The organism is Fusobacterium perfoetens, from assembly GCF_021531475.1.
GTDB lineage: Bacteria > Fusobacteriota > Fusobacteriia > Fusobacteriales > Fusobacteriaceae > Fusobacterium_B.
Genome location: NZ_JADYTX010000020.1, coordinates 1 through 25,738, shown reverse-complemented (window position 1 = coordinate 25,738; position 25,738 = coordinate 1). Strand labels below are relative to the sequence as shown.

Genomic DNA, 25,738 nt, shown 5'->3' with positions numbered 1-25,738 from the left:
TAGTGTTTAATTATCTTTCAAATTTGATTTTTCCATTAACAACAGTCATTGCAACTTCTCTATTATCGTCTAATACAGCAAAGTCTGCTCTTTTTCCAAGTTGTATTCTTCCTGCATTTAAACCAAATTCATCACAAGCATTTGTACTTGACATTTTTACAGCGTCAAATATTGAATATCCTAAGTTCATAACATTTCTAAATGCTTTATCCATTGTAAGCACACTTCCAGCTAGAGCGTCATTGCTTTTTAATCTAGCTTGGTTATCTTTTACGTAAACGTCTAATTTTCCAAGTTTGTAGTCTCCGTCTGCAAGTCCTGTGGCTGACATAGCATCAGTTATTAAAACTACTCTGTCTGTTCCTTTTGCTCTGATTACTAATTCTACTGCTTTTGGGTGAACGTGGATTCCGTCAAATATAATTTCTGCGTTGATTTCGTCAGAAACTAAAACTCCTCCAGCAATTCCAAGTTCTCTGTGAGTGATTCCTCTCATTCCGTTATAAGTGTGAGTTGCGTGAGATAATCCTGCTTCAACAGCTTTTCTTACATTTTCGTAAACTCCGTTTGAGTGACCGATAGAAACTATTACACCATTTTTTCTTAAGAATCTGATTGGTTCTAAGTATGTATCATCACTTGCTGATAATGACATTAATTTTAAAACACCTTTTTTAACGTTTAGGTATTCTTCTAATTCTGATGTATCTGCTTTTGTCATAAATCTGTCGTCTTGAGCCCCTTTGAATGCTACGTCAAAGTAAGGTCCTTCCATATGAACACCGAATATATTTGCTCCTTCGATATCTTTATTTTGTAATTCTCCTGCACAAGCTAGAGCTTTTTTAAGTTCATCTTTTGGAGCTGTAAGTGTTGTAGGTAAGAAGTTTGTAACACCTTTTGTTGCAACAAATTTTGACATTTTTCTTAAAGATTCAACAGAACAATCCATTAAGTCTGCACCATCACAACCGTGGATATGTACGTCTACAAATCCTGGAATAACTGTTTTTCCTTCTAGGTCAACTACTCTGTCTCCTGTTAATTCTTCTCCAAATCTATCTTCTACTATTCTTGTAATAACTCCGTCAACTACTAATAAGCTACCTTCAATGATTTTGTTTTCTAAAACTAATTTTCCATTTTTTAAAACTAAAGTTTCCATTGTTGCCTCCTAATTTATATATTTTATGTTATACTATAATTATACCATATTTGTATTTATTTTTCAAAATAATAATTTCTTGAATTTTATTTTCTATTTATCCTTTGGGTCGATCCCTAACTCTTTAAAATAATTGTACACTGTGAATCTACTTACCTCTAAATACTTGGCTAGATTTACAACACTTTTCTTCAAAGAGAATCCTCCGTGGTCTTTTATATATGTGATAAGCTCTAATCTTTCCTCTTTGTTCATCATCTTTGGATTTTTACCAAAATGCTCCACTGCCTCCTCATATATCTCCTCGAAAAGTTTCTCACTAGGACTTTCATTAACTACCTTTGTAACATCTACACCGATTTTCATAAAGGCTGACAGAACTTTGCTAACGTCATAAAACTTTGTATAATCAAAATTTATACCGAAAGCATAGTGGAAATCATCAGATTTAAAATGGACTGTTGTGGATTTTATAAAACGTCCGTCGTTAGTTTTGCAAAGACAGTTATAGAAATCTTTTCCGTTCTCCATCTCTTCTAGTTCGTAGACTCCTAAAAGGTTTAGCTTGTCTCCGATTTTTCTTCCTGTTACGTTTCCGTTATATATAGCTACGATCACTTCGTCTTCTGTCCTTAAGTCGTGGATTACTGTTTCACAATCCTGTCCAAATGTTTGAGATATCCCTTCAGCTAATCTTTTTAAAAAATTAAGTGCCTCTTTTTTATTCATATGTCCCTCCCATTTTGCTGTCTATATTAATTATACCACATTATTGGGGGAATTGGGAGAGGAATGAAAAGAGTTTTATAGGTTAGGAATATAGAGGTTGAGAAGATAAAGGAGAAAAAGAAAATAAGACAGTTTATAAGGTTATAATTCTTATAATAAAAAAATGTAAAAAAGTAATGAGGTTAAGAGAAAGTTTTTTAAGGTTGAAGAAAATATTATAAGGTAAAGAAAATGAAAAGAGTTTTTAAAAAGGAATGTAAGAGTTAAAGATATAAGGAGATAGTAAGAAGAAAGAGAGGTAGAGAGAATAGAGAAAAAAATTTATTGACTAAATAATGTAGGAAAAATTTATATGGTGAGGTTTTTTAGGTTAATAAAAAAATAATATGTTTTTATGGTTTATCGGACTTTATAATTTAGTTTACAAATCATAAGAAAAATTATATAATAAATAATAAGAAACCCATAGGGTACTAAACGTTGAATTACTAAGCTTAGAGTAGAGGCTCCCATATTTGAGGAGCTTTTATTCTTTACAAGTTTATTAAAAAATTATATAATAAATTAGAGAAATCTCTTACATATGTTAGTCAAAAAAGGTCAGAATATTAGCCGTAGTCTTAGGATTATGGCTTTTATTCTTTGCTTTACAAATTAGAAAAAAAATGATATAATTATCTTAGAAACAAACCCATAGGGTACTAAACATTCAAATTGTAACAAGGTCAGAATATCAGCCACAATCTAGTTATTGTGGCTTTTATTCTGCCTTTGACCAAGGTGGAAATTGAATGTTTAGGAGGTTTTGATATGTTTTTTATTCAGAATGTTAACTTAAATGGAGAGGCAACTTTAACTTTGGTTATTGGTGTCTTGATTTTAGGTTATTTTATCATTATGAAGAAGTAGGCATTTTTGAAATCTCCAACCCCCTATGGGGTCTTTTTTTACATTATATATTGGTATTATTATTAAAAATTATAGAATTTATGGAAAAAATCTAGAGATAGCAAGTGAGGTTGAACGTTAAAAAACGACACTGTCTGAGCGTAGCGAGTTTGTCGTTTTTAGTGAAACGAGCTTAGCTAGGTCAGATTTTTGGAATATGGAATAATTTTTTACATTGCACACCGATGTTATTATTAAGAATTACGGAAATTACTGAAAGAAGTTAGATTAACAAGGATTTATCGAATGCTAAAAAGCATAACTGTTTGAGCGTAGCGAGTTTTATGCTTTTAATGAGATAAACCGTAGTTAATCAATTTCTAGAAGTATGGAGTAATTCTTAATTTTATTAATATCTACTATTATTTCTCTATATTTTTTGTTAAAAATGTAGTATAATATGAAAAGTCGTGAAAAATTAGACTTTATTTACTATAGATTAATGGAGAAAAAATGGAAATTTTAAAAATATCAACAAAAAGTAGAAAACATCTACCAAAAAGAATTATCATAACTCACTCTGATGCTGACGGGCTTACTTCGGCTATGGTTATCCAATCAGCTATCGAGAAATTGGAGAATAAAGAGTTTTATTGGCTTGTGTTATCCTCATCAAACCCTACTAGTGCCGAAACTGAAAAGATGATAGATTTTGCACATAACCTTGTGCCACTACAATTTGGGGACAAGATTTTTATATGTGACAGGGCTAACCCAACTCCTGAGTACCTAAACATCAATCAGGCACTTCTTGAGAAAACACACATAATATTTATAGACCACCACATTACCAACGACCCAAACCTTTGGCTTAAGAGAACTAAGCTAAAAAACATCTCTTATGCTTGGAGTGATAGTGAGTCTGGGGCTACTTTGTCGTTAAAATATTTTAAAGATACCTTTGCTTTTGATGAAAAATTCCCTGAGCTTTACGCCAACCTTGACAAATTTACAGAGATTGTAAAACTTTGGGACATATTTACTTGGACTAAGCTTGACAAAGATGATGATTCCGAAAAATATCTTGGAGCTTTAGGGGTAAATGCTATGGAAAAAGTCCTTGGTAAAAAGTATTTTTATAAGAAAATTATCGAAAATATGAATGACCTTTCTAAACTTAACGAGCTTTTGGAAATGTCCTACGAAATATATATGGACGATTACAAAGATTATTGTAAAATAAGCAGAAAGAAAGCTTTAAACTATCGTTTCGGTAAATATTTTGTGAAGATTTTCTACGATTTTGACCAAAAATATCAATCACTGTTTAGTCACGAGATATTCGAGGAGGACGAGGCTGATATTGTGGCTTTTGTGACTACTCAAGGGACTATCTCCCTTAGAAGTAAAAAAGATGTGGACGTGTCAACTCTTTCTAAAAAGCTAGGTATGGCGAGCAAGTTCTCTGGGGGTGGGCATAAAAACGCCTCTGGTTATAGAAGTATCAATCAAGATGAGATAAAAGAATTTATTATGAGCAAGTTCTTGGACAATATGAACGCCGTGGCTAAGAGCGATAAGGTTGTTTTTGAGAGCTTTATATATTAATAATGTAAGTTTTTGAGAATATCGATTTTTAATATTTTTTAATATTGTAGGTTTTAGGGGAGAGTTTTTCTCCCCTTTAATTTTTATTAAATATAAAACATTTTCTTTGTCGTACAGTGAACGACTTTACACATTTTTATTAAACATATCTCACTTATCGTGCTGTGGACGACTGATATATTCCAATTAAAATAAGTATTAAAAAGGGCTGAGGGAGATAATATCGCTACCAGGTCAAAAAGGTAAAATATTGTCTAGTTAGAATAAGGATTAAAACCGTGGACTTTTTTGTCCACCGTTAAAACAATCTTTATTTCTAAATTAGAAACATTATCTAGTAAAAATAAGTATTAAAATTAAAGGTCATTGACACTTATGTCGACGATTAAGAAACTTATCTAGTAATGACAAGGATTGAAACGTTGATTTTATCGTGATGGACAAAAATGTCCAAGACGATTAAGAAACATTATCTAGTTAAAAGAATTAGTTTTCCATAGTAAGTTGGCAAAAATTGAAAAAGATTTATAAAAAAGGTCGTTCCTATAAAAAAAGGGTTGAAAAAATTAGAAAAATATGTTATAAATAATTATGGATAGGTTGCGGAAAATGAGAAATTGAAAAAGTTTGTTTATAACTTTTGTTAAATTCTTTATCTAAACCCGCGGAGAACATTAAAAAATCACATAAAATAGGGAAAAAAGTAGGAAAAAATTGCCGTTTTTTAAGGGAAAACCGCGACGTATTTTCTGTCGTAGAATAGGTAAATAAAAGGGAATAAGTGAAAAAATGCTATAAGAAACATTGTCCAGTTAAAATAAGGATTGAAACTTGTCTAAATCGATTTCTGCAGGAAGATGAGGAAGAATAACATAAGAAACATTGTCCAGTTAAAATAAGGATTGAAACATTATTGATTATATATCTTCTTCTTCTTCAATAAGAAACATTGTCCAGTTAAAATAAGGATTGAAACCCCTATTTTACCGCCTTTAGGTGCATCATTTCCTTTTATAAGAAACATTGTCCAGTTAAAATAAGGATTGAAACTATAAATTCAAGTTTTTTTAAAAAGTAATTCAATTCAATAAGAAACATTGTCCAGTTAAAATAAGGATTGAAACTTAATTTTATTGTTCCCTTGCTAACCATATCTTGTATAAGAAACATCGTCCAGTTAAAATAAGGATTGAAACTTAAATAGTGTTGTTTTAGGGACAGTAACTGTTTTTTATAAGAAACATTGTCCACTAATAACAAGGATTGAAACTGAGGTCTTTCTGAAAAAGTTATAAATTTATTTGCATAAGAAACATTGTCCAGTTAAAATAAGGTTAAAAAAACAAAAAAAGAAAGAGACTTCTATAATGTAAAGTCTCTTTTTCTTATTTATACTTATTTTATTTATTCGCTTAAGTTTATTATATTTAGGATAGTTCTTGTATAGATTTTCCGTCTTGTGCCAGTGGTAAAAGTTACAAGTTTTCTATCATCAATATAGCGACGGATACTCCTTTCTGATAACTCCATATAATTAGCCAGTTTCTTAGCTGTGGTATAGTCCCCAAGTTTTGCCAAAGCGTCCTTTAAAATGTCCTCCTCCAACTTATTCCGAGGCTTTGCAAGTTCCACTATATCGTCATTTGACAGATAATCAAAATCTATATCTCTGTTTCTATTGTTATTTTCCATAGTCCCCCCCCTTTTATTTAATTAAACTCTTTATTTTCTCTCTAAACTAAGTCAGACTTTTGGAATATGAAGTAATTTTTTACATTACATATTGATATTATAATTAAAAATTACGTAAATATGAAAGAAATTTATGATTTAATAAACGATACGAAATGCTAAAAATCTCAACTGTTTGAGCATAGCGAGTTTTGAGATTTTAATGGAGTGAGTTTTAATTAAATCAAATTTCTGTAATCTGAAGTAATTTTTAATTATATACACCCTCTACACCTTAGAATTTAGATAATCTATAAACTCCTTGGCGTCTTCATAGCCTAGAGCATCAAACTCATATGGACTGCACGAAAAATAAGGTATTTGCTTTAGTTCACAGAAGTTAAGTTTCAAAGCCTCCCTAGCCTCCTCCCTATCAATGCCAAACTTTTTAGCAATCTCAGAGCATAGCCCAAATATTGTCCTCATTTGTTTTAAAGTCAGATGATAACGATAGTTCTTAAAAAACTCCTCTTTAAATTTCTTATCCATTTAAGTACCTCCTATTTTTTAATCTATTGTAAATTTTGTTATCTATTCTCTTATCTCTATCAATATTTTTGATAATACTTTATTAAATCTATTTTTATATTATTTTTATCTAATGGACAGTTTTTTTAGTCTATATAATCTTATTTATAGGCTATTCTTAATTTATTTTTAGTGGTTTTCCTCTTATCTTTAGTGAAATTGACATACTTTATAATAAATCTATTTTTATCCAATAGGTAATCATCTTATTATCTTTTTAATTTTTTTACAAATAGCCATATTATCTTATTTTCTATTCTCTTTTTCTTTTAAATCCCTATAAATATATCGAAACTGTTCCTGCACCTTGGGAGGCATCTTGTCGAAATACCACTTATTATCTTTGATATAGTCCAAAAGCTCCTCTGAGGTTTCGCAGTAAAGCCCCCTATAATAAAACTCCCTTAAACAAGCCCCCTTTGGTAATTCCATTTCTCCCCCCTATTTTAACCAACATATTATAAACCTTTTAAATTAAAAGCTTTAATATATAAATCTACCACCAAAAATCAACCTACAATCTCCTTTTATAAACCAATTAAACCATATGTCTACCGCCAATAAACCAATATAATATATTCTTATTAACCAACTCCCAGCATATAAAAATCTCTCCATTGGCACAGCAATTACTAAAGTTGTGCCACCTATCATCTTAGTTGTGACATCATAAGCCAATATAATATCTAGTATTAATAATATTTGGCACAGTGGCACAGCTAAATCCCAACTTCCTCTACACTTCTCATCTACTCTTTCCCCCTTACTTCTTTTCTATATGTCAGTCTATAAGAGAAAATTCTGTTCCACCGTGCCATTTTTATCCCAACTTATCATCTTTAAATATTTTAAAGTGACTCGATTTACCAAAATCCCCTGTGCCTTTGGCACAAAAGCCGTGCCACAAATTATTTTTTCACAAAATACCTCTGACGTTTCCCAATTTTTCTAAGCTGTTTAATATCCAACCCAAAGTTTTTACACATATTATCTTTAAAAGTATTGTAAGAAATCCCCTTATATCCATTTTTACTAGCCCACTCCTTATACCCAACAAGAGTATTTTCCTTATGTTCCAAGTTAAATTTTCCGTCAAAAATAGCTAAGCAGGAATAATTATTGATAATAAAATCAAATTTCATAGGATTAGGGCTGTCATTCTCCAGAAATTCCACAAATTCAAAAAGTGGATTATTATTTTTATTAAACTTATCCAAAAGCTCATCAGTTTTTTTAGTTTCGCTAAATTTTTTATTTGACAAAACTCTCTTTAATCCCTCAACTCCAATTTTTATCAGATATTCCATACAAGATTTATTTTTAATTTTGTCAAGAAAGTAGGGGTCGTAGTCGGTATCTTTTTGGGTAAAGGTGTTGCGAAAGGGGATAATGATTATCCTACGGGCAGTGGCTCCTGTGGGGTCTTTTATCTTGGGGATTTCATTGGCACTAAAGATAAATTTGGCATAACAACTAAACTCCACTGGGTCTTTCCCCTTTTGCTCAGCTGTTATAATATCCCCAGTTACGAGCTTTCTAAAATTCTCACTCTCTGGAATATATCCGCTCCCTATATCGTCCCCAATGTTTAAGAGCTTGTTCGCCACTTGATATACCCTAAACCTCGAATTTGTGATATCTTCAAGGTTTAAAGCACTGATATTATTTTTTCCAAGAAGATAGGATAGGATTTTTAAGAAAGTACTCTTACCGTTGGATTTATCTCCCACAATCACAAAGGCTTTTCCTAACTCATTCTTATTAAAGAATATATATCCAATCATCTCCTCCAAAAGAGTTCTGGTATCTTTCTCACCGCAAGTAAATTTATCTAGGGTCTTGTCCATAATCTCGCTGTAAGAATTAGGATTGTAATCCCATAAAATCTCGTTAGTTATCACAAAATCAGGGCTAAATGGATAGAGCTTGTCCTCCAAAACAGAATAAATACCGTTGCCAAAAGCCACCAAACCCCTGTCATTTCTGTTTTTTATAGGGGCTATCAACTTTAGATACTCCATTGTTTCCTTCCGTTGCCTTGCCGAAAGCTCAGGTATCTCCTTAATCATAAACCTTTGTATCTCCTCATCTTTAGCATAGATTTTCCCATTGTATTGATAGAGTTCGTTGTCAATCTTGGCTACCTTATACTTGACTTTTAGATATTCGGCAAACTTAAAAAACAAAAATTTCCCTTTCTCTCCGTAGAAAATGCTTGGATCCACCCATATACTGCTGGCACTGTCCAAAATCTCCCCAACTTTTGCCACTCCCTCTTGCTCCAACACCTCGTTAAAATCTTTGTATTTTCCTAAGTTTACTTCATAAAGCTTGTACGATATAGGGTCTAACTCCTCTTTTATCCTCTCTTTGCTCTCTTTCCCTGCCTCGTCGTTGTCAGTGGCAATTATAATTTTCTCAAATTTCTCAAGCCAAGTCCTTTGATTAGCCACACACTTGATATTTTTAGCCCCAAATGGCAAAGAAACCACGTTGTAATACCCAGCCTCAACAAGACTTAAAAGGTCAATCTCTCCCTCAACTATCACAATATAACTAAAATCCTTTATATTATGCCAGTTTACAAAATAATTAGTCTGACTTCCTGCCTCTGATGAAAGTTTTTTATCAATGGTTCTATACTTGATACCTACGATTTTTCTATTCTCGTCTACGATTGGTATCATCATAGAGTTATAACGACCTCTACGACAAAAAGTATTCAGGTATTTCCCACTAATCCCCCTACTTTTCAGATATTCCAACCAGTCGTTTCCAAGATGATTTTGGATTTGCCTTACGAAAAAATCTGTAAAATTTTTGATTTCTTTTTTAGGCATAGGCACATCTTTTATGTTTAGAAGATTTATATCAAAATCCTCTATCTCCTTTATATTCCCACCTTTACCAGTGGAATGACAATAATACTGCCCAGTCTTTATATTCACAGCAAAATCTGGATTGTCTTTTTCTTTACCACAAATAGGGCAATAGACAAACCTTAGCTCGTCGCCGTATTGTTTAAACTTGTCGTATTTGCTCATTTTCTCCCCCTTTTAAAATGATTATTTTTCTCTCCCACAAAATATCAAATCTTTTCTAAATCGTTATATCTACCTATTTTAAATCGTCTATCCCTTAAGCTAAAAACTCTTTTTTCAAAAGCTCCAAGAAATATATTTGTCCCTTTCCTGTTATACGAGTGGTTTTTGTGACTATATCCTTTGTAACAGCTTTAACCACTCTTTCTGCTACCTTAAAAAGCCCCATTGTTACAGCTCTCTGTGTTGGCTCTGTGGAATTTTTAAGGATAAATCCTTTATCCCTAAGCCATCTATATAGCTTTTTCTCTCCAAGGTTTATCCCCTCATTAGCTATCACTTTGGAAAACTCTCTCACAAGTAGGCAATCACTGGATTTTTCAATAGTTTCAGCAAAAGATACCCTTTGTGCATCACTATCTATTTTTGTTTCAAGGTCTGCTATCTTCTTATTTTTTATCTCGATAGACTTTTGTGCTAACAAAACAGCCTTTGCCATAATGTCCATTTCTGTGTCACTCTCTGATATTGTCATATACCCACCTGTTTTTCTAATTGTAGGAAGTATCTCATCACAGACCAAGTCTTGGAATTTTCTAGCTGTTTCGTTATTGGCTTTCATACATAATTTATAGAAGATATTTTCTGGGATAAACTCAGGAAGATTTTCTTTCCCTTGACCGTCGCAACTTATTACGATATCGTGCCCATTAGTGGGTACATTTAATTCTTGAAGATATTTTCTTACTCTTTCCCATCTTATTACTTCATTACCACTATTAGCAATTCTTGTAAATCCAAGTCCTCTAGCCACATCTTCAAGATTTAGATACGCCGTACCTTTTTCATCAACATACCCTTTTACATTTTTTACAGTAATTAAATTTTCCATATTATCCTACCTCCCTATATTATTTATCTTTATAATAATTTTTATTAATAATTATCCTGCAAGTTTTATCCTTGTACCTTTTTTACCATACGTATTAAACCTGTTTTTTAATTTATATCCGTCTTGCTACGTATAGTATACGCCGTATTTAAAAATTTTGCAAGTGTTTTTTATAATATTACATCTCAATATTTTTCTTTATATTTCAATATTAAATATAATAAATTCAAAATAAAAATATTATATCCATACGATTTTAAATATATTTTTATTAAAAAAACATCTATCGTACGGATAAAAACTTCTACACAAAAAACTTATCCAATATCTTTATCGGTAGCCATTTGATTTCCTCTACTTTCAAACTTAAAATTATAAAATTGGTAAACTATCCTTTTAAGCCTTTAGATTCTTCCTTTTTCTCAAAAAAATCTATCTATTCACACTACAATTAGCTTTCTTTTAAAACCCAAGTAAGAATGAAAATATTGATTAATTTATTTTTTCTAAATATATTTTAAAATAAAACTCTAAAAAGAGGAAATACCCCAAGACACTCCTTTCACTCTATTCAAAATTTTTATAAATATCTGACTACCAAAATAGTAAAATACCAGATAGACCTATTGGACACAATGGACAAAAACTTTATTTTTTGCCTATATATATGATATCTCAAAAACCAAAAAAAGCAAAATCAGCCAGAGACAGCCAGAGACAAGGAGAGAAATTTTTTTTAATTTTTTTATAAAAAAACAAAAAAAGAGAGAGTTTCCTCTCCCGAAAAAAGTCAACTACCAAAGATAGTTTTTATTATTTTTTCAATGACTTTGGCAAGTATCTCTATTAGCCTATACTTATAGAAATTGTCCATCTCTATTTACCGTTAGTGACATAATATTCAAAAGCCATAATCTCAGCTTTTTCCTTGCCAATTCTTGCAATAGACTGCTCACTAGATTTTATCTCTTTGTTGATTTGGGTAATCCACTCATCAAAAGATTCATAAGGGCAACCAACAGGAAGTTCTTCGCCATCTGTTTTCATCTTTTCAAGAGTTTTCAAAGTCAACTTGTCATCAGCCAGCTCCTTAGTGTATCCCACCTCTCTTTTTATAGATTCTTTTAGTTTATCAAGAGATTCCTGAACAATCACTTTTGCCTCTTCTACTGATAATGCCATATTTTTACCTCCTTTAAATGTTTTTTGGTTATAACCAATTTTATCATAAAGGAAGAAAATCCTTAAAAACCCAAGTCCACCTCTGTCATATCCAGTCAAAAAATTTTACAAAAAATAAAAAAAGACCCCAAAGGGGTTAGGAGAGTAAAAGAGGATTATTTCCTTAGTAAGTAGAGCAATAGCAAGACACTTGCAACTAATAAAAGTAGCGTGGCATCTCCGTTAAAGTTAATTGCTTGAATGTAAATCATTTTACATCTCCTCCTGATTGTTGTTGTTTTCCACCTTGCTTAAGGGCAGAATAAAAGCTCCCAATATTTTGAGAGCCTCTATTCTAAGCTTAATATTTCAACAACAATCAGAACCCTTATGGGTTTGTTACTAAATTAATTATAACATTTTTTTTCAACTTTGTAAAGTAAATAATAAAAGCCATAATCATAAAGACTACGGCTAATATTATGACCTTTTTAATACAATTTTACGACCCTATTGGTTTGTTTCTATAATAATTACAACATCCTTTTTATAAGCAGGACTTTTTTATATCTTTACAGTGGGTGTCTTTTTCGTTGTTTTCCCTCAACACTATTCTCAGTATGTGAAAGCCCCTGAGTGGGTCGCCGACCTGCAACCTGTAAGTTTGTTATTCGCCATATGCTCCAATAACCGAGTTTTAACATTCTTTTATCAATTACATTATACCATTTTTTTGATAATTTGTAAAGAGTTGCTATTTTTGTAGGATTTCCTTAAATTATTTATATATCTTACTTCTATGCCCTATCTCCAAAACTAATATTGTAAGAACTTCATCTTGAATATCACAAAGCACCCTATAATTTCCGACCCTGTATCTCCAAATTCCTTTTTTATTTCCAGTTAAAGATTTTCCGTGTACTCTTGGGTCTTCACAATTTACCAAATTTTTATTAATCCATTTTAAAAGAGTAGTTCTAGTAGAATTATCCATTTTTCTTATGTAGTTAGCTGACTCAATAGAAAATTCAACCTTATACACTATAGTTCAACTCCCAATTCTTTTACTAAATCATCAAATTTTACAGTTTTAGAACCATTTTCAATATGTTTTTTATAAGACTCATTGGCAATTTTTAAATCGTATTCGTCTTCTAATCTTTCAAAAATTATTTTTTTTAAATAAGATGACAATCCTATACCTTCAAAATCTGCAACTTCTCTTAAAAGTTTTTCTTCATTTTCATTCAATCTTAATGATATAACAGACATCTTCCTCACTCTCCTTTTATGTAATACTATTGTAATACAATTTTAAAAAAATGTCAATATATGTTGCTATTTTTGTAGGATTTCCTTTAAAAGCTCCATTGCCTCTATATCATCACTAGAATTAGTCCCAAGCTCTCCACGAAAAGCTTTATCCAGTATTGATTTTTCTAAGGCTTGGATTTTATCTTCTAGGGAGATTAGTTCATTTATTAGGTTTTCTTTTGTAAAGATATTATCTAATATTCTAACTATCTCTTTTTGCTCCTCTATTGGTGGTAAAGCAATCATTAGATTAGATATAATTTCTCTTGAAATTTGTGAAAAAGTTGAACCTGTACCTAATTTATATAACTGTTCTTCTATTAAATTAAAATAGTTTCTTATCATTTCTTTTAAATAAATATTACTTTTTATCCCACAAACTCCCCTTCCCAAACAATAAATACCATCTGAAAAAATGGGTTTTCCTAAAGTAGCTCTTACTGATATTATTATATCATCTTTTGTTGATAATTTCGTTGGCTTGGTCGTGTATCTAGTTATTGATGGAAATACTTCTCCCATATCACTAGCACCTCCAATTAATCCAATTCCATTTTCTTTATTAAGAGAAACTGTTGATCCCTCTGGAGATTGTCCCATATTTATCTCTGCTATATCTCCAAGTCTTGTCCATACCCAGTTATTTGGTATTTCATAAGGGATTTCGTCATTTGGCACTATCATTTCATCAATAGATTTTAATTTTGGTTTAGTAGGTTTCTTTCTTCCCTCTGCCTCTGCCTTTTGGCACTCTTGCTCCCAATTAGATAGCTTTTCATCATTGATTTTACTAAGTAACTCTTTGGCACTGTGAATATTATCAGCTCTCCATTTTTCTGTAAGTTCTCCAGTAAAGGCTTTTGATAATATACTTTCTTTTCTTGCCTCATTCTTCTCTTTTACTTCTTCTATTATCTCCTTAACCTTTTGGATTTTTTCAAAGAAATAATCTAATTTATTAACAATTCTTTTTTGTTCATCTATTGGTGGTAAAGCAATTTTAGTATTATTTATAATTTCTAGTGTTAAATTTGGAATAGCCGTTACTTTTGTTTGACTAAGTAGTGATTTTTTCACAATATTGGAATTAAAAAAATAAGCAAAATATTTAGAAATATATTTTTCTTTATTTATAAGTCTAACAAAAGCAATGGCTTGATTTGTATTCAAAGGTAAATTTTCTTTTAAAACTATTGCCGTTTTTCCCAAACTACCAGCTATACTAATTAATAAATCATTTTCTTCTAAAATAGACCTTTTTAAAAATCCATTGTGTATTTCTTCAGTAATATACTTGATATTTGAAGTATCTATCCTGTAATCATCTGATATATTTTCAACTCTTAAAAACTTTACACCTTTGTCAGTATAAGCTTGTCCTCCACCTCTTGGAGTTGTACCTTTTGAAATTTTTTCAGCTATATTCCCCAGTCTTGTCCATACCCAATTATCTGGCACTTTATAAGGTTCTTCTTCCTTTGGGACTATTGCCATCTTTAGTTTTTCATCAAGAGTTTGTTCCTCTTTTCCTTTCTTCTTAGGCATCTTTTGTCACCCCACAAGATTTAAGCTCAGCCAATATCCCCTTTAGCATATCAAGAGCCTCTTCCAATTTCTCAACACATTCTTCCCCATTCTCAATAGGGTTAGCTAGTTCCTCTTGACTTTCTTCCACCTTAAGAAGTCCCATATCAAGAGAGTAATCTTTCTTTACAATCTCATCTAATGTAACCAAACTCCATCTATCAATATTAGATTTTGCCACCTCATCATCAAAAGTTTCTTCAAACTCACGAAAATGCTCAGCTGTCAAAGGAGTAGTCTTACCAAAGTTTGGCATATTAGTTCTCATATCATAGTACCAAATCTTTTGAGTATTATCCCTATCACTTACACCTCTTGTAAAGAATAAAACATTTGTCTTAACCCCTTGTGCATAAAATATCCCTGTTGGCAGTCTAAGTATTGTATGCACATTACATTTGTTCAACAAATCTATCCTAATATCACGACCAGTACCACCCTCAAACAACACATTATCAGGCAATACCACTCCTGCACGAGATTTTCCATTTTGTTTTAGGGAGTTATATATCACTTGAAGAAAATTAAGTTGCTTATTAGAAGTCTTATTTACAAGGTCATCTCTTGTGGCTCTCTCTCCACCTTTTTTAGTACCAAAAGGGGGATTTGACAAGATTATATCTACTTTCCCCAGTTGCTTACCAGTTTCCGAAAGTGTATCCCCTTGGATAAATTTTCCCCTCATCTCGTGAAGAAGTGCATTCATTATACCAAGTCTATGGGTATCAGCTACAAGCTCACAACCTGAGAAAACATTATCTCTTTGCCAGTTATATTCATCTATACTTAAATCATCATAATTATTGTTCTCTCTTCTTAAGAATTTATTTGCCTCGATTAAAAAACCAAAAGTTCCCGCAGCAGGGTCACAGATAGTCTCTTTTAGTTTTGGCTTTATTATTCTTACAATAGTATCAATAAGAACTCTAGGGGTAAAGTACTGCCCAGCTCCAGATTTTTTCTCAGAGGCGTTCTTCTCCAAAAGCCCCTCGTACAAATCTCCAAAGTCCTCTTTATCCACAGAGTACCAGTCAAGCTTATTAATCTCTGTAAAGATTTTCTTAAGATTTGCTGGCTCTTCAATTCTAGTTTGGGCATTTCTATAGATAACCCCAAGTTCTCCCTCTTTTGTACTTAGGTCAAGCAAAGCTTTTTGATAGGTATTTCTAAGCTCTAATCCATCAAGTGCCACAAGATTTTCCCAACGATAACTTTCTGGTATTCCAATATCCTCTTCTCTTTCTTGCTCGTTTGCCATTTTTAAAAATAGTATATATGTCAGCTCTGTTACATATTCGTGATAAGTTATCCCATCATCTCTTAATACATTACAAAGGTTCCACAGTTTTTGTACTATATCATTATTTGTCATTTTATCCCTCTTCCTATTAGTTTAATATCATCTCGTCTTTTATAAGGTTTAGTATCTCCTCAAGCATTCCCTCTAATTTTCCGTCGATTTTCTTATAACCTCCACCTAAATCATGTTTTACTTTTTCCTCTTTAAAATCCTCTTCGGTTATAAAATCATTTTTTTCAGCTAGCTCCACCAGAGTATTTATTATTTTTAGCTGTTTACTATCCCAGTTATAAAGACCTTTTATTTTATTCTCTACATCTCTTGCTTTTTCAGATTTCTCTTTTATAGGAGACCCTTTTATAGCGTTGTTTATAAATGTCATTATATCCAAGGTCATCTCACATTTGTTTTCTCTTTTGCTATATGCTTTTTCAAGGTTTGATATTTTATAACCTGCTCCGTCTAGCAATATTTTTATAGTTTTCAAATCTTTTCTTGTAAATAGTTTTGGATTAGTAAAGTAGATATTTAGAGCTTGGATTTTATCTTTATTTTCATTTATATATTTTGTAAATCCCTCAAGGTAATCACTTGGATTTTCTGTATCTCCGTAATCTTCCACAGTTTTTATCACTCTGTCTTGGACTTCTGATACAACTTGCTTATTACCTCCAAATTTTAACTGGTCAAGATATATCAAGAAATCTTTCTCCTTTTCAATATCCTCAACATTTCCAGTTTCAAGTTTATCCTTCAAAATCCCCAAGTATTCGTTGATATTTTCTACCTCACTACCTCTCAAAAGGGTTGAATAACTTTTGAACTCAACATCTCCCTTTGCCTCTATTTTCTTTCTCTTTCTCTGTAATCTTGCTATTATATTATCAGCGTAATATTTTTTTCTTTCCTCATAATCACTGGAGTCTTCCAACTCTTTAAAAAGATTTTTTATCTGATAATCTATATTTTTTACCACTGGTTTCATATCTGTATATTTTTCCAAATCCTCACAAATACCTACTGGGTCGTAGATAGTAAAATACTCTTTCCCTATCTCGTCACATCTTCTTGTGGCTCTTCCAATCATCTGTTCATACAAAATCCTACTTTTTACCTTACGTAAGAATACCAAGTTCACAATCTTTGGAACGTCTACCCCAGTCGTAAGTAAATCCACTGTCACTGCTATTGTTGGATATTGCTCGTTCTTATATTTTGATATTAGCTTTGATACATCTTTTACAGAACCAGTTATTTTCTTTATCATATCACTGTTTATTTCATATTTATTACTTTTTTCATATTCCTCTTCCAAAAGTCTTACTATCATATCGGCGTGTTCGTCTGTTGTTGCAAAAATAAGAGTTTTCCCCTCTCCCTCAGGGTCTATCTCCTTTACAAGTTCTTGACATACCACTCTGTTAAAACTTTCTACAATGACTTTTTTATTAAAATCCTCTATATCAAAAGATATTTCATCAGCAAGGACTTTTGTTTCTATAATCTCCTTGTCTTTGTCATAGACTTTTATCTCGTCACCTTTTTTGTAATTTATCCCTTTTGTATTAAGCTCAGTATAAATTCTTTTCTTTGGCTCAAAGTCCACCAAATATCCGTCTAATACAGCTTTTCTATAGGAATATTGATACACTGGCTCTCCAAAAATCTCATAGGTATGTAGTGCTGGTGTAGCTGTAAGAGCGATTTTATCAGCATCAAAATAATCTATCACATAACGATATTTACTTTGATAATCTTTCTCATCTCTAAACTCTGCCTCATCTTCGTTGGGAGTTCTGTCAAGTGTATATCCTCTGTGTGCCTCGTCAATTATTATACAGTCATATTTTCCAACTGATAGAGGATTATCAGAGTAAAGTACACGATTTATTAAGCCCTGCACTGTGGCAATGTGAACTCTTGTTTCATCATTGGGATTTTTATCTTGAAGTCCCAATACCTCATAAATACTCGTCAATGTACTTTGCTGTTTTATCTTGGCATTGCTAAAAGTATCCATTGCTTGCTCTCCCAGTGTGGCTCTATCTACAAGGAACAATATTCTTTTATATCTGTCACTTTCCAAAAGTCTATAAAGGATAGCTAGAGCAGTTCTAGTTTTTCCAGTACCAGTTGCCATTGTAAGTAAAATTTTATGTTGCCCATTTATCAACGCCTTTTCTACTTTTTGTACTGCCTCTAGTTGATAGTATCTCAAGTTTAGTCCGTCTTTTGATGTAAGATAATCTATACTCTCATTTTTTAATTTTTCATTGGCTTTCTCATTATCTTTTTTGCTTATCTCCATCAAATCTTTTGGAGAATAAAAATTATGTAACGCCTTTACCGAAAACTTTTCCCCTTTGGCATTTAAAAACCAAATACCAGATTTATCAATCCACTCTTTATTATATCCACGTCCATTAGAGGCGAATATAAATTGTACTTTGTTTCCATCAGCAAATGGAGAGTTTTTCAAAAACTTTATATCATCATTTACATTTAAAATACCTTTGGCGTATATAAGTCCGTCTCTTCTCAAGGCACTACCTACATCAACACTATATCTTTTTGCCTCGATTACCCCAACAAGAGTTTTTTCATAAAAGAGAGCATAATCAACATACCCCTTTTCTCCGTCCTCTTTTATACAGGGCCACTCTGCTATTGCCATATATCTTTTGCTTTCAGGCAAAGTTTTATTTATCTTATAGTTTAATTTTGGAGTGTCTACCTCCCACCCAGCCTCTCTAAGCTGTGTATCTATTATAAATCTTGTTTCCGCCTCTGTAGGTCCCTTTTCCTTTCTCTTTTGATAGATTTTCTTTCTCTCTTCTTTTGGCTTTATGTTTAGGTTCTCAAACTGAATATGTGAAAATTCTTTTTCAGCTTGTACCTCGTCAAATTTTTTCTTTAGACTTTCATAAGCTTTTTGATAATCTATTTCCAGAGGTTTTTGATAAGTTACTTCTTCAGAATTAAAGTTATAATCACTACCATACACTTCATTAAACCAACTGCATAGCTCCACCACCTTTGGCAACAGCTCTAAAGCTTTGGTCTTGTCATCATAGGCACTGTGTACAGCTTTGTTTCCTATCTCCCTAAGGGCATTTAATATGCTTGCCTCTTTCTCTGTGATTAAGTCCTCTTCCCTCAAACGTAAGATTTTTTTCTTTTGATTAGAATCCTTTTCATCATAGATTTTTTCTACCTTCAGTATTGACTTGACTAAATACTCCCCCAGTTGTCTCATCTTTATAAGTGCAGTGTTTGGGTCTTTATATAGGGTATACTCAGCCATCTCCCCTATTTTAAATAGGATTTCCCAATCTTTTTTCAAAAATTCAAAGTTACTATTCATAATATCCACCCGTTTCCTTTATAAATATTCCCTTAGCAATATAAGAATATAAAATTAATATTTTTTTAATAACTTTTAATAAATATATTATACTATATTTTTTGCCTACTTACAAAATTAAAAATAAAAAAGCTACTGCAACCTTATAAAAATGCAATAGCTCTATATATGCAATTATTTATTATTTTTTAATATCTCTTCCCATTCTTCTGGAAAACCAATACATTTAATATCTATATCCTCTTTAAATTCTTCAAAAACTTTTTTAATATCTGGTACTATCTTATTATCCCACTCATCTTTATCCATTATTAAAAATTTCATAACCAATACATAATCAAATATCTTATTAGTAGTTATATTACACTCTTTTTTCTTAAGAGGAGTAAATATCACCTTAGAATTATAAAGTCTAGTATCGTGAGCCAACATATTTCTAAACCTTCTCATAGCCTCTATCCAGTTTTCCATCTGCATCTTACTGCAATCATATTCTCTAGCTATCTTTTTTTGTACAGGAGTATTTAATAAAGAATAAAAATTTTCTAAATTTCCTAAAGTAAATATCTCCACTGCTACCCAAATAGGATAATACCCTTGATAGTGTTGTTTATGATGTTGAATAAAAGGTAAATCCCCATTATTTTCAATATTCTTCTTAACGTATTCTATAAATTTTGCATGTTTTATTTTGTCGGTAAAGTCTCTGTCAAAAAAGTAGGAAATATTTCCTTCTGGATAGTTATGGGAAAAGTGATAGGCAACAGATGTTTTTAAATTTCTTTCTAGTATTTCCATAGCATACATAAAAACACTTCTTAATCTCATATCAAATTTTATTATTTTATAAATTCTATTAAACGTTATATTCTCAATATAACAATCTGTTTTCAAATCTTTAAAAGCATGTAAATATCCTGTAATGTAATAATAATTTACCCTTTTTAGAATTTCTTTAGCATAATCTTCATTTTCTATAGTTAAATTTCTAGATTTTAATTTTTCTATCTGTTTTTCAAAAGTGGTAGGTGGTTTTAATTGTGAGCTAATAAATTTTATAACAGCATCATTATTCACAGTCCTAATCTCTCCTTATAAAAAAGCGACTCCCTCATGGGCCACATAACTAAAAAGTCAGAGGTGTGAAGAAGTCTATATCATACTAAAATTATACTCCAAAAGTTGATATTTGTCAATACACTCCACTTAGCAAATCAATATTTCTCATTGTTTTTTTCCTCCCCAAATAGTATAATATATTAACCAAACAAAGTAGGAGGTATATTATGGGAGCAGAGGCAAGTAAAATTTCAGTTGTTTTATGGGAAAAAATCGAACCTAGCAAAGCAATGGGAAAATTTGGAGATATGTTAGCGGAAGGGGAATATGTAGAACTTTCATATATCGCCAAAAGAGATAGACTTATATTCACAAACAAAAGAGTTTTAATAATAAATGTACAAGGTTTAATGGGGACAAAAGTTGATTTCCACACTATCCCTTATTCAAAAATCTCATCTTTTTCAGTGGAAACTTCAGGGACTTTTGACCTAGAATCAGAATTAAAACTTTGGGTATCTGGACTTTCTGGAGTGGAGATTCAATTTATCAAAGGTTTGGATATAAGAGAGGTTGGAAGATATTTAACTAACAAACTTATCTAAATATTTCACTCTTTATTTTAACCGAAAAATATGGTATAATAACTAGTCTTTAACTAAATACTTTTGTTAGGGTAACTCTTGACAAAAGTTTTTTTAATGTTTAACTTATAAATAAATTTTAATAGAGAGGTTTTTTTAATGAGTATATTAGATGTAAATAATGTCAGTCACGGATTTGGTGCAAGACAGATTTTAGACGACGTGTCTTTCCGTCTTTTAAAAGGGGAACACGTTGGGCTTGTAGGGGCAAACGGAGAGGGAAAATCTACTTTCTTAAATATCATAACTGGTAAACTTATGCCAGATGCTGGAAAAATCGAATGGTGTAACCACATTACCACTGGTTATCTTGACCAGTACAGCACCCTTGAAAAAGGAAAAAGTATAAGGGACATTCTTCGTTCTGCATTTAACCATATGTTCGAGCTAGAAAAAGAAATGATGACACTTTATGACAAAATGGCTGATTGTTCTCCAGAGGAGATGGACGCTCTTATGGAAGAAGTTGGGGACATTCAAACTATTTTGGACAGTGGAGATTTTTACTCACTTGATTCAAAAATCGAAGAATATGCTAGTGGATTAGGGCTAATGGATATCGGTCTTGACAAAGATGTTACTGAGCTTTCAGGGGGACAAAGGGCAAAGATTTTACTTGCAAAGGTTCTACTTGAAAACCCAATGATACTGATACTAGACGAGCCTACAAACTTTCTTGACGAAAATCATATAGCTTGGCTTAGAAATTTTTTACAAAATTACGAAAACGCATTTATCTTGGTTTCTCACGATATAGATTTCCTAAACTCTGTTATTAACGTAATCTATCATATGGACTCGGGAACTTTAACAAGATATTCTGGAGATTATTATCAATTCCAAGAGATGTACGAACTTAAGAAAAGACAGATAGAACAAGCATACAAAAAGCAACAGAAAGAAATCGAGCATTTAAAAGATTTTATTGCCAGAAACAAAGCTCGTGTTGCTACCACTAACCTTGCAAAAGACCGTCAAAGAAAACTAGACAGAATGGATATTATCGAGATTGCTAGAGAGAAACCAAAACCAATTTTCGAGTTTAAAGAGGCACGTACTCCTAGCCGTGAAGTTATCACTGTTAAGGATTTGGTTATCGGTTACAACGAGCCACTTACAAAACCACTTAATTTTACAATAGAACGTAACCAAAAGATTGCTATTAAAGGGGTTAACGGTCTTGGAAAATCTACTTTACTTAAGACAATCCTTGGAAAATTAAAACCATTCTCTGGAGAGGTAGAACACGGACAATTTTTGGAGATAGGATATTTTGAACAAGAGGAGATTGCTACAACTACAACTGCCCTTGATGAGATTTGGAACGAGTTTCCTCACTTTACAAACCAAGAGGCTCGTGCTGCCCTTGCTAAATGTGGTTTGACACGTGACCATATCACTAGCCAAATGAGAGTTTTATCTGGGGGAGAGAATGCAAAAGTTCGTCTTTGCAAACTGATGAACAGAGAGGCAAACCTTTTAGTCCTTGACGAGCCTACAAACCATTTGGACGTTGACGCAAAAGAGGAGCTTAAAAAAGCTGTTAGAGAGTTTAAGGGAACTGTTGTCCTTGTAAGCCACGAACCTGATTTCTATATGGACGTAGTGACAGAGGTTTGGAACGTAGAGGACTGGACAACTAAGATTGTTTAATACGGAGGAACAATGTCAAAAATAGGATTAATCATTGCAGGTATTTATATGTCCTTTATAGTTTTAAGAAGTGAAAATAAATATCAAAAGATTTTAGGAGCTTTAGCAGGGCTATTAACTGTTGGTTTAGTTATAAAATATTATATATTAAAAATTTAAAATATTTTATTTTTTCTAGTCTAAATACAAAATATTGCTAAGCTATCTTGCTAAATTATAATTTCGGGGCTATTGCAAATTTAAGAGATATAAGATTAAAAATTACTGCAGATTACGAAAAATTGATTTATTTAAAGCTCATCTCACTAAAATCACAAAACTCGCTACGCTCAAACAGTTGTGATTTTTAGCATTCAATGTCGCTTTATAAATCTAATTTTTCTCCATAATTTCCGTAATTTTTAATCTATATTCTTTTTAATAAAAAATGCAACAGCCCCAATTTTTTATTTATCCCTCAAAATTAAAAAGACTAACCCTTAATATCTATTGACTAAAAATTATATTTTTCAGTTGACTTCACCACAAAAAAGATATATAATATATATGTAAATAAATTGCTTCATAAAGGAGAGTGATAGTATGTTGACACTTTTATTTATCATTATCGCATTGATTTTAATTCCTACTGTTGTAATTCCTTATGCTAAAGAATATCTACGTTATATGGACGAGATTTCTTATAAAAAGAATATGGACAACCATTTTATGCACCGTATGTCTTAATTAGTTTATAATATTATTAATATATAAAAGCCTAGATTGATTTCTAGGCTTTTTCTTTTTTCCTTCCCAAAAGAAAATACCTTAAATTAAAAATAACTTTATTAAAAAACTCTTGATTTTATTTATATTACTGTATATGATATATACAAGAGGGGAGGATAAAACAAATATGTTTGAATTGCTTGGGAAGATACTTACACTAGTGGAAACCATTAAGTTGATTTATCAGCTTACTAAGTGGGTTAGAAACTTTGTAAAGAGGTACAAGGGGCAATAAGCCCTTTCCTCCCTTCCCCTCTAAAAAATAAAAGAGGAGGTAAAAGAATGAGTGATAAAATTTGGCACGGACTTCTTATATTTGTTTTAATAGGAAAAACTGTTGAATATTCTTATAAATTATATAAGTGGTATAAAGATAAAAAAAATAAGAACTCAGAAAAATAAATTCTAAAGTTCTTATTTTTAAATGTTTGAATTACTTGGTACTTAAATTATAACTTATTTCATCAAAAAAGTCAAGTGGGGTTTGTTATGACTAGTTCAGCTAAAAAATATTGGATTTTTCTAATTATTTAGTTTTATAAATTAGACCAACCTATCTCCAATGTATGCCCTTTAGTGTAAAATCATAATTATTAAATATCTGTTTTTTAAAGCAATTTTTTCTTTAAAGCTTCTTGTAAAACTTGTGAAAAATTAATATTTTTATTTTTTGCTAAAATATCAAGATATGTAGGAATAGTTAATGTTTTCTTAACATAAGATATTTTTACTAAAGATTTTTCATATTCATAGTTCATACTTATATAAACTATTTCTTGATTTTTATTTAACTTATTTTTTAAATCAGATATTAAACTAGGTTTTGGAAATTCTTTTTTTTCTTCCTCGAAACTCTCCAATGTCAAAGTCAAATATTCCTTTCCCATTTGAATTGCTTCTTCAAAAGTTTCTCCAAAAGTTCCAAAATATTCATCTTCAAAGTCTGGAAAACCTATATAAAAAGTATCATCTTCGTGTGTTATAATTGCTGGATAAGTTATATTCACATTATCACATCCTTTTATAAAATATGAGGTAAGCAGGACTTTATAGTCCCGCTTGTCTGAAAATACTTTCAACAGTCTTTTGTGGTAAATCTTTTCGAGGATGTGGAAGTGTTACCAATCCCTTTTTAGTAGGATGTTTAAATTGATAATGACTTCCCTTAACTCTATCAAGATACCAACCGTCCTGTTTAAGTAGTTTCATAAGGTCTTTTGAGCTCATTCAACCACCTCACATTTATTATAACACGTATTAAATACGTAGTCAAGTGTTTTTAACAATAAAAAAAGAACTCCTAAAAAATTTAAGAGTCCTTATTAAAATATGTTCAAATTCATTGGGTATTTGAATTATATCGAAAAAGTCAAGTGAAAGTTCTTATCGTTCTACTTCAAGAACTTTTATAAATAATTATTCTACGCTTGAAGATTTGGAAGAGTTTGAAGAGCTTATAAGAAAGAGAAAAGAAGAATTAAATAAATAATGGAATTTATTTAGACATTCAAAATAAACTTTTTTTAAAAAATAAAAACCTAGAAATTAATCTAGGTTTTTTATTTTTAAGTAAGCATATTTAATCTTTTTAAAAAATTATGATTTCTTGTATATTAACCCTACACCATCTCCAAAGTCCAATAATGTAAAGTCATAATTTTCATAAAGGTAGTCTATAAACTCATCTAATTTTCTAACTATTGTCTTAAATCTCTTTGGGTACTCCTTATAAAGATACCCTCTAAACATAATATTATCTATAAAGACAATCCCCTTATCATTTAGCATTTTATAAGAATCCTCGAAAAATTTCTTATACTGCCCCTTTGATGCGTCGATAAATATAAAATCAAAGTTATCATCTAGCTTTTCAATCTCTTCTGTAGCGTCCCCAAGTATCATTTTTACATTAGTTAGACCTGCCTTGGCAAAATTTTCTTTAGCCTGATTATATCTCTCCTCATCAATTTCGATAGTAGTTAGTATCCCACCATTTTTCTCAATAAGTCTAGCCATAAGGATACCAGAATACCCAATAGCAGTACCAACCTCCAATATATTTTTCACATTGTGAGTTTTTATCATAAACTCAAGATACTTTGCCACCTCTTTTGTAACGATAGGCACATTATGGATTCTCGCAAACTCCTCTAACTCCAAAATAAGTGGGTCTTCCTCTTTTATTTTTTTAATAATATATTCACTTGCCTCTTTTAATTCTTCTAACAATTTTCTCTCCTCGTATAATATTTATATAATAATTTTTTAATTATTAAGCTATTTTAATTTTTATGTAATATACTGTTATT

Annotated in this window: 23 protein-coding genes and 1 CRISPR repeat array; of the genes, 5 read left to right on the top strand and 18 right to left on the bottom strand. The window is 31.3% G+C overall.

Translation table 11 applies throughout. The features are described 5' to 3' along the window. Positions 1-10 precede the first annotated feature (10 nt). Together nagA and I6E15_RS05965 are read right to left on the bottom strand one after the other, a co-directional pair. A complete protein-coding gene (gene nagA, locus I6E15_RS05970; RefSeq protein WP_235246923.1) occupies positions 11-1,165 on the bottom strand; it encodes an N-acetylglucosamine-6-phosphate deacetylase in 1,155 nt (384 codons plus the stop codon). 93 nt (positions 1,166-1,258) lie between these two features. After that, positions 1,259-1,894, bottom strand: coding sequence for a helix-turn-helix transcriptional regulator (locus I6E15_RS05965; protein WP_177162390.1), 636 nt, complete (start codon positions 1,892-1,894; stop codon positions 1,259-1,261). Positions 1,895-3,295: 1,401 nt separating this feature from the next. On the opposite strand from I6E15_RS05965, the gene I6E15_RS05960 reads away from it, so the two are divergent. Then, a complete protein-coding gene (locus I6E15_RS05960; RefSeq protein ID WP_235246920.1) occupies positions 3,296-4,390 on the top strand; it encodes a DHH family phosphoesterase in 1,095 nt (364 codons plus the stop codon). Positions 4,391-5,184: 794 nt separating this feature from the next. Continuing rightward, a CRISPR array of direct repeats spans positions 5,185-5,732; the repeat unit is 37 nt; unit sequence ATAAGAAACATTGTCCAGTTAAAATAAGGATTGAAAC. 62 nt (positions 5,733-5,794) lie between these two features. Here the strand turns inward: I6E15_RS05960 and I6E15_RS05955 are convergent. From I6E15_RS05955 to I6E15_RS05895, 13 genes are all read right to left on the bottom strand, one after another. After that, positions 5,795-6,082 (bottom strand): hypothetical protein, encoded by a 288-nt coding sequence (locus tag I6E15_RS05955; protein ID WP_235246918.1) that lies wholly within the window; start codon positions 6,080-6,082, stop codon positions 5,795-5,797. Between the two features lie 267 nt (positions 6,083-6,349). Next, positions 6,350-6,610: a hypothetical protein gene (locus tag I6E15_RS05950; protein ID WP_235246917.1), complete on the bottom strand. Its 261-nt coding sequence runs from the start codon at positions 6,608-6,610 to the stop codon at positions 6,350-6,352. Positions 6,611-6,895: 285 nt separating this feature from the next. Next, complete coding sequence (locus tag I6E15_RS05945; RefSeq protein WP_235246916.1) at positions 6,896-7,081, bottom strand: hypothetical protein; 186 nt, start codon at positions 7,079-7,081, stop codon at positions 6,896-6,898. Positions 7,082-7,132: 51 nt separating this feature from the next. Beyond that, positions 7,133-7,366, bottom strand: coding sequence for a hypothetical protein (locus I6E15_RS05940; protein WP_235246914.1), 234 nt, complete (start codon positions 7,364-7,366; stop codon positions 7,133-7,135). Positions 7,367-7,557: 191 nt separating this feature from the next. Beyond that, positions 7,558-9,693: a phage/plasmid primase, P4 family gene (locus I6E15_RS05935; RefSeq protein ID WP_235246913.1), complete on the bottom strand. Its 2,136-nt coding sequence runs from the start codon at positions 9,691-9,693 to the stop codon at positions 7,558-7,560. A gap of 94 nt (positions 9,694-9,787) precedes the next feature. Next, on the bottom strand, positions 9,788-10,582 hold the full coding sequence (locus I6E15_RS05930; RefSeq protein WP_235246912.1) for a phage antirepressor KilAC domain-containing protein: 795 nt from the start codon (positions 10,580-10,582) through the stop codon (positions 9,788-9,790). An 876-nt stretch (positions 10,583-11,458) separates the two neighbouring features. Further along, complete coding sequence (locus I6E15_RS05925; RefSeq protein WP_177160289.1) at positions 11,459-11,764, bottom strand: hypothetical protein; 306 nt, start codon at positions 11,762-11,764, stop codon at positions 11,459-11,461. 757 nt (positions 11,765-12,521) lie between these two features. Continuing rightward, positions 12,522-12,788, bottom strand: a complete 267-nt coding sequence (locus I6E15_RS05920) for a type II toxin-antitoxin system RelE family toxin (protein ID WP_235246940.1) — start codon at positions 12,786-12,788, stop codon at positions 12,522-12,524. Then, on the bottom strand, positions 12,785-13,015 hold the full coding sequence (gene relB, locus I6E15_RS05915) for a type II toxin-antitoxin system RelB family antitoxin (protein WP_235246910.1): 231 nt from the start codon (positions 13,013-13,015) through the stop codon (positions 12,785-12,787). The genes I6E15_RS05920 and relB overlap by 4 nt, the downstream gene beginning before the upstream one ends. 66 nt (positions 13,016-13,081) lie before the next feature. Continuing rightward, a complete protein-coding gene (locus I6E15_RS05910) occupies positions 13,082-14,602 on the bottom strand; it encodes a restriction endonuclease subunit S (protein ID WP_235246909.1) in 1,521 nt (506 codons plus the stop codon). Continuing rightward, the gene (locus tag I6E15_RS05905; protein WP_235246907.1) at positions 14,595-16,013 is read right to left on the bottom strand and encodes a type I restriction-modification system subunit M; all 1,419 of its coding nucleotides are present in this window, start codon (positions 16,011-16,013) and stop codon (positions 14,595-14,597) included. Before I6E15_RS05905 ends, I6E15_RS05910 begins: the two co-directional genes overlap by 8 nt. A gap of 16 nt (positions 16,014-16,029) precedes the next feature. Further along, a complete protein-coding gene (hsdR, locus tag I6E15_RS05900; RefSeq protein ID WP_235246905.1) occupies positions 16,030-19,305 on the bottom strand; it encodes a type I restriction-modification system endonuclease in 3,276 nt (1,091 codons plus the stop codon). A 174-nt stretch (positions 19,306-19,479) separates the two neighbouring features. Next, positions 19,480-20,382, bottom strand: a complete 903-nt coding sequence (locus I6E15_RS05895; RefSeq protein WP_235246904.1) for an Abi family protein — start codon at positions 20,380-20,382, stop codon at positions 19,480-19,482. 209 nt (positions 20,383-20,591) lie between these two features. Here I6E15_RS05895 and I6E15_RS05890 point away from each other — a divergent pair, with 209 nt between their 5' ends. The 4 genes from I6E15_RS05890 (at position 20,592) to I6E15_RS05875 (ending at position 23,387) form a co-directional block, all read left to right on the top strand. Next, a complete protein-coding gene (locus tag I6E15_RS05890; RefSeq protein WP_235246903.1) occupies positions 20,592-20,969 on the top strand; it encodes a PH domain-containing protein in 378 nt (125 codons plus the stop codon). A 138-nt stretch (positions 20,970-21,107) separates the two neighbouring features. Further along, entirely contained in the window at positions 21,108-22,661 is a 1,554-nt protein-coding gene (locus tag I6E15_RS05885) for an ABC-F family ATP-binding cassette domain-containing protein (protein ID WP_235246902.1), read from the top strand. A gap of 12 nt (positions 22,662-22,673) precedes the next feature. Next, entirely contained in the window at positions 22,674-22,820 is a 147-nt protein-coding gene (locus tag I6E15_RS05880) for a hypothetical protein (RefSeq protein ID WP_235246900.1), read from the top strand. Between the two features lie 423 nt (positions 22,821-23,243). Further along, on the top strand, positions 23,244-23,387 hold the full coding sequence (locus I6E15_RS05875; RefSeq protein WP_235246898.1) for a hypothetical protein: 144 nt from the start codon (positions 23,244-23,246) through the stop codon (positions 23,385-23,387). A gap of 650 nt (positions 23,388-24,037) precedes the next feature. Here I6E15_RS05875 and I6E15_RS05870 read toward each other — a convergent pair. The 3 genes from I6E15_RS05870 to I6E15_RS05860 all read right to left on the bottom strand — a co-directional run bounded on the left by I6E15_RS05870 (position 24,038) and on the right by I6E15_RS05860 (position 25,658). Then, positions 24,038-24,436 (bottom strand): type II toxin-antitoxin system HicB family antitoxin, encoded by a 399-nt coding sequence (locus tag I6E15_RS05870; RefSeq protein ID WP_235246896.1) that lies wholly within the window; start codon positions 24,434-24,436, stop codon positions 24,038-24,040. Positions 24,437-24,476: 40 nt separating this feature from the next. Next, positions 24,477-24,638 (bottom strand): type II toxin-antitoxin system HicA family toxin, encoded by a 162-nt coding sequence (locus tag I6E15_RS05865; protein WP_235246936.1) that lies wholly within the window; start codon positions 24,636-24,638, stop codon positions 24,477-24,479. 387 nt (positions 24,639-25,025) lie between these two features. After that, positions 25,026-25,658 carry an O-methyltransferase gene (locus tag I6E15_RS05860; protein ID WP_235246895.1) on the bottom strand — a complete coding sequence of 211 codons (633 nt, stop codon included), beginning with the start codon at positions 25,656-25,658 and terminating at the stop codon, positions 25,026-25,028. Between the last annotated feature and the right edge of the window lie 80 nt (positions 25,659-25,738).

Bases quoted from the DNA above. Each gene is read 5' to 3' on its own strand.
- nagA (WP_235246923.1), bottom strand. From the start codon at position 1,165: ATGGAAACTTTAGTTTTAAAAAATGGAAAATTAGTTTTAGAAAACAAA.
- I6E15_RS05965 (WP_177162390.1), bottom strand. From the start codon at position 1,894: ATGAATAAAAAAGAGGCACTTAATTTTTTAAAAAGATTAGCTGAAGGG.
- I6E15_RS05960 (WP_235246920.1), top strand. From the start codon at position 3,296: ATGGAAATTTTAAAAATATCAACAAAAAGTAGAAAACATCTACCAAAA.
- I6E15_RS05955 (WP_235246918.1), bottom strand. From the start codon at position 6,082: ATGGAAAATAACAATAGAAACAGAGATATAGATTTTGATTATCTGTCA.
- I6E15_RS05950 (WP_235246917.1), bottom strand. From the start codon at position 6,610: ATGGATAAGAAATTTAAAGAGGAGTTTTTTAAGAACTATCGTTATCAT.
- I6E15_RS05945 (WP_235246916.1), bottom strand. From the start codon at position 7,081: ATGGAATTACCAAAGGGGGCTTGTTTAAGGGAGTTTTATTATAGGGGG.
- I6E15_RS05935 (WP_235246913.1), bottom strand. From the start codon at position 9,693: ATGAGCAAATACGACAAGTTTAAACAATACGGCGACGAGCTAAGGTTT.
- I6E15_RS05930 (WP_235246912.1), bottom strand. From the start codon at position 10,582: ATGGAAAATTTAATTACTGTAAAAAATGTAAAAGGGTATGTTGATGAA.
- I6E15_RS05925 (WP_177160289.1), bottom strand. From the start codon at position 11,764: ATGGCATTATCAGTAGAAGAGGCAAAAGTGATTGTTCAGGAATCTCTT.
- relB (WP_235246910.1), bottom strand. From the start codon at position 13,015: ATGTCTGTTATATCATTAAGATTGAATGAAAATGAAGAAAAACTTTTA.
- I6E15_RS05910 (WP_235246909.1), bottom strand. From the start codon at position 14,602: ATGCCTAAGAAGAAAGGAAAAGAGGAACAAACTCTTGATGAAAAACTA.
- I6E15_RS05905 (WP_235246907.1), bottom strand. From the start codon at position 16,013: ATGACAAATAATGATATAGTACAAAAACTGTGGAACCTTTGTAATGTA.
- hsdR (WP_235246905.1), bottom strand. From the start codon at position 19,305: ATGAATAGTAACTTTGAATTTTTGAAAAAAGATTGGGAAATCCTATTT.
- I6E15_RS05890 (WP_235246903.1), top strand. From the start codon at position 20,592: ATGGGAGCAGAGGCAAGTAAAATTTCAGTTGTTTTATGGGAAAAAATC.
- I6E15_RS05885 (WP_235246902.1), top strand. From the start codon at position 21,108: ATGAGTATATTAGATGTAAATAATGTCAGTCACGGATTTGGTGCAAGA.
- I6E15_RS05880 (WP_235246900.1), top strand. From the start codon at position 22,674: ATGTCAAAAATAGGATTAATCATTGCAGGTATTTATATGTCCTTTATA.
- I6E15_RS05875 (WP_235246898.1), top strand. From the start codon at position 23,244: ATGTTGACACTTTTATTTATCATTATCGCATTGATTTTAATTCCTACT.
- I6E15_RS05865 (WP_235246936.1), bottom strand. From the start codon at position 24,638: ATGAAACTACTTAAACAGGACGGTTGGTATCTTGATAGAGTTAAGGGA.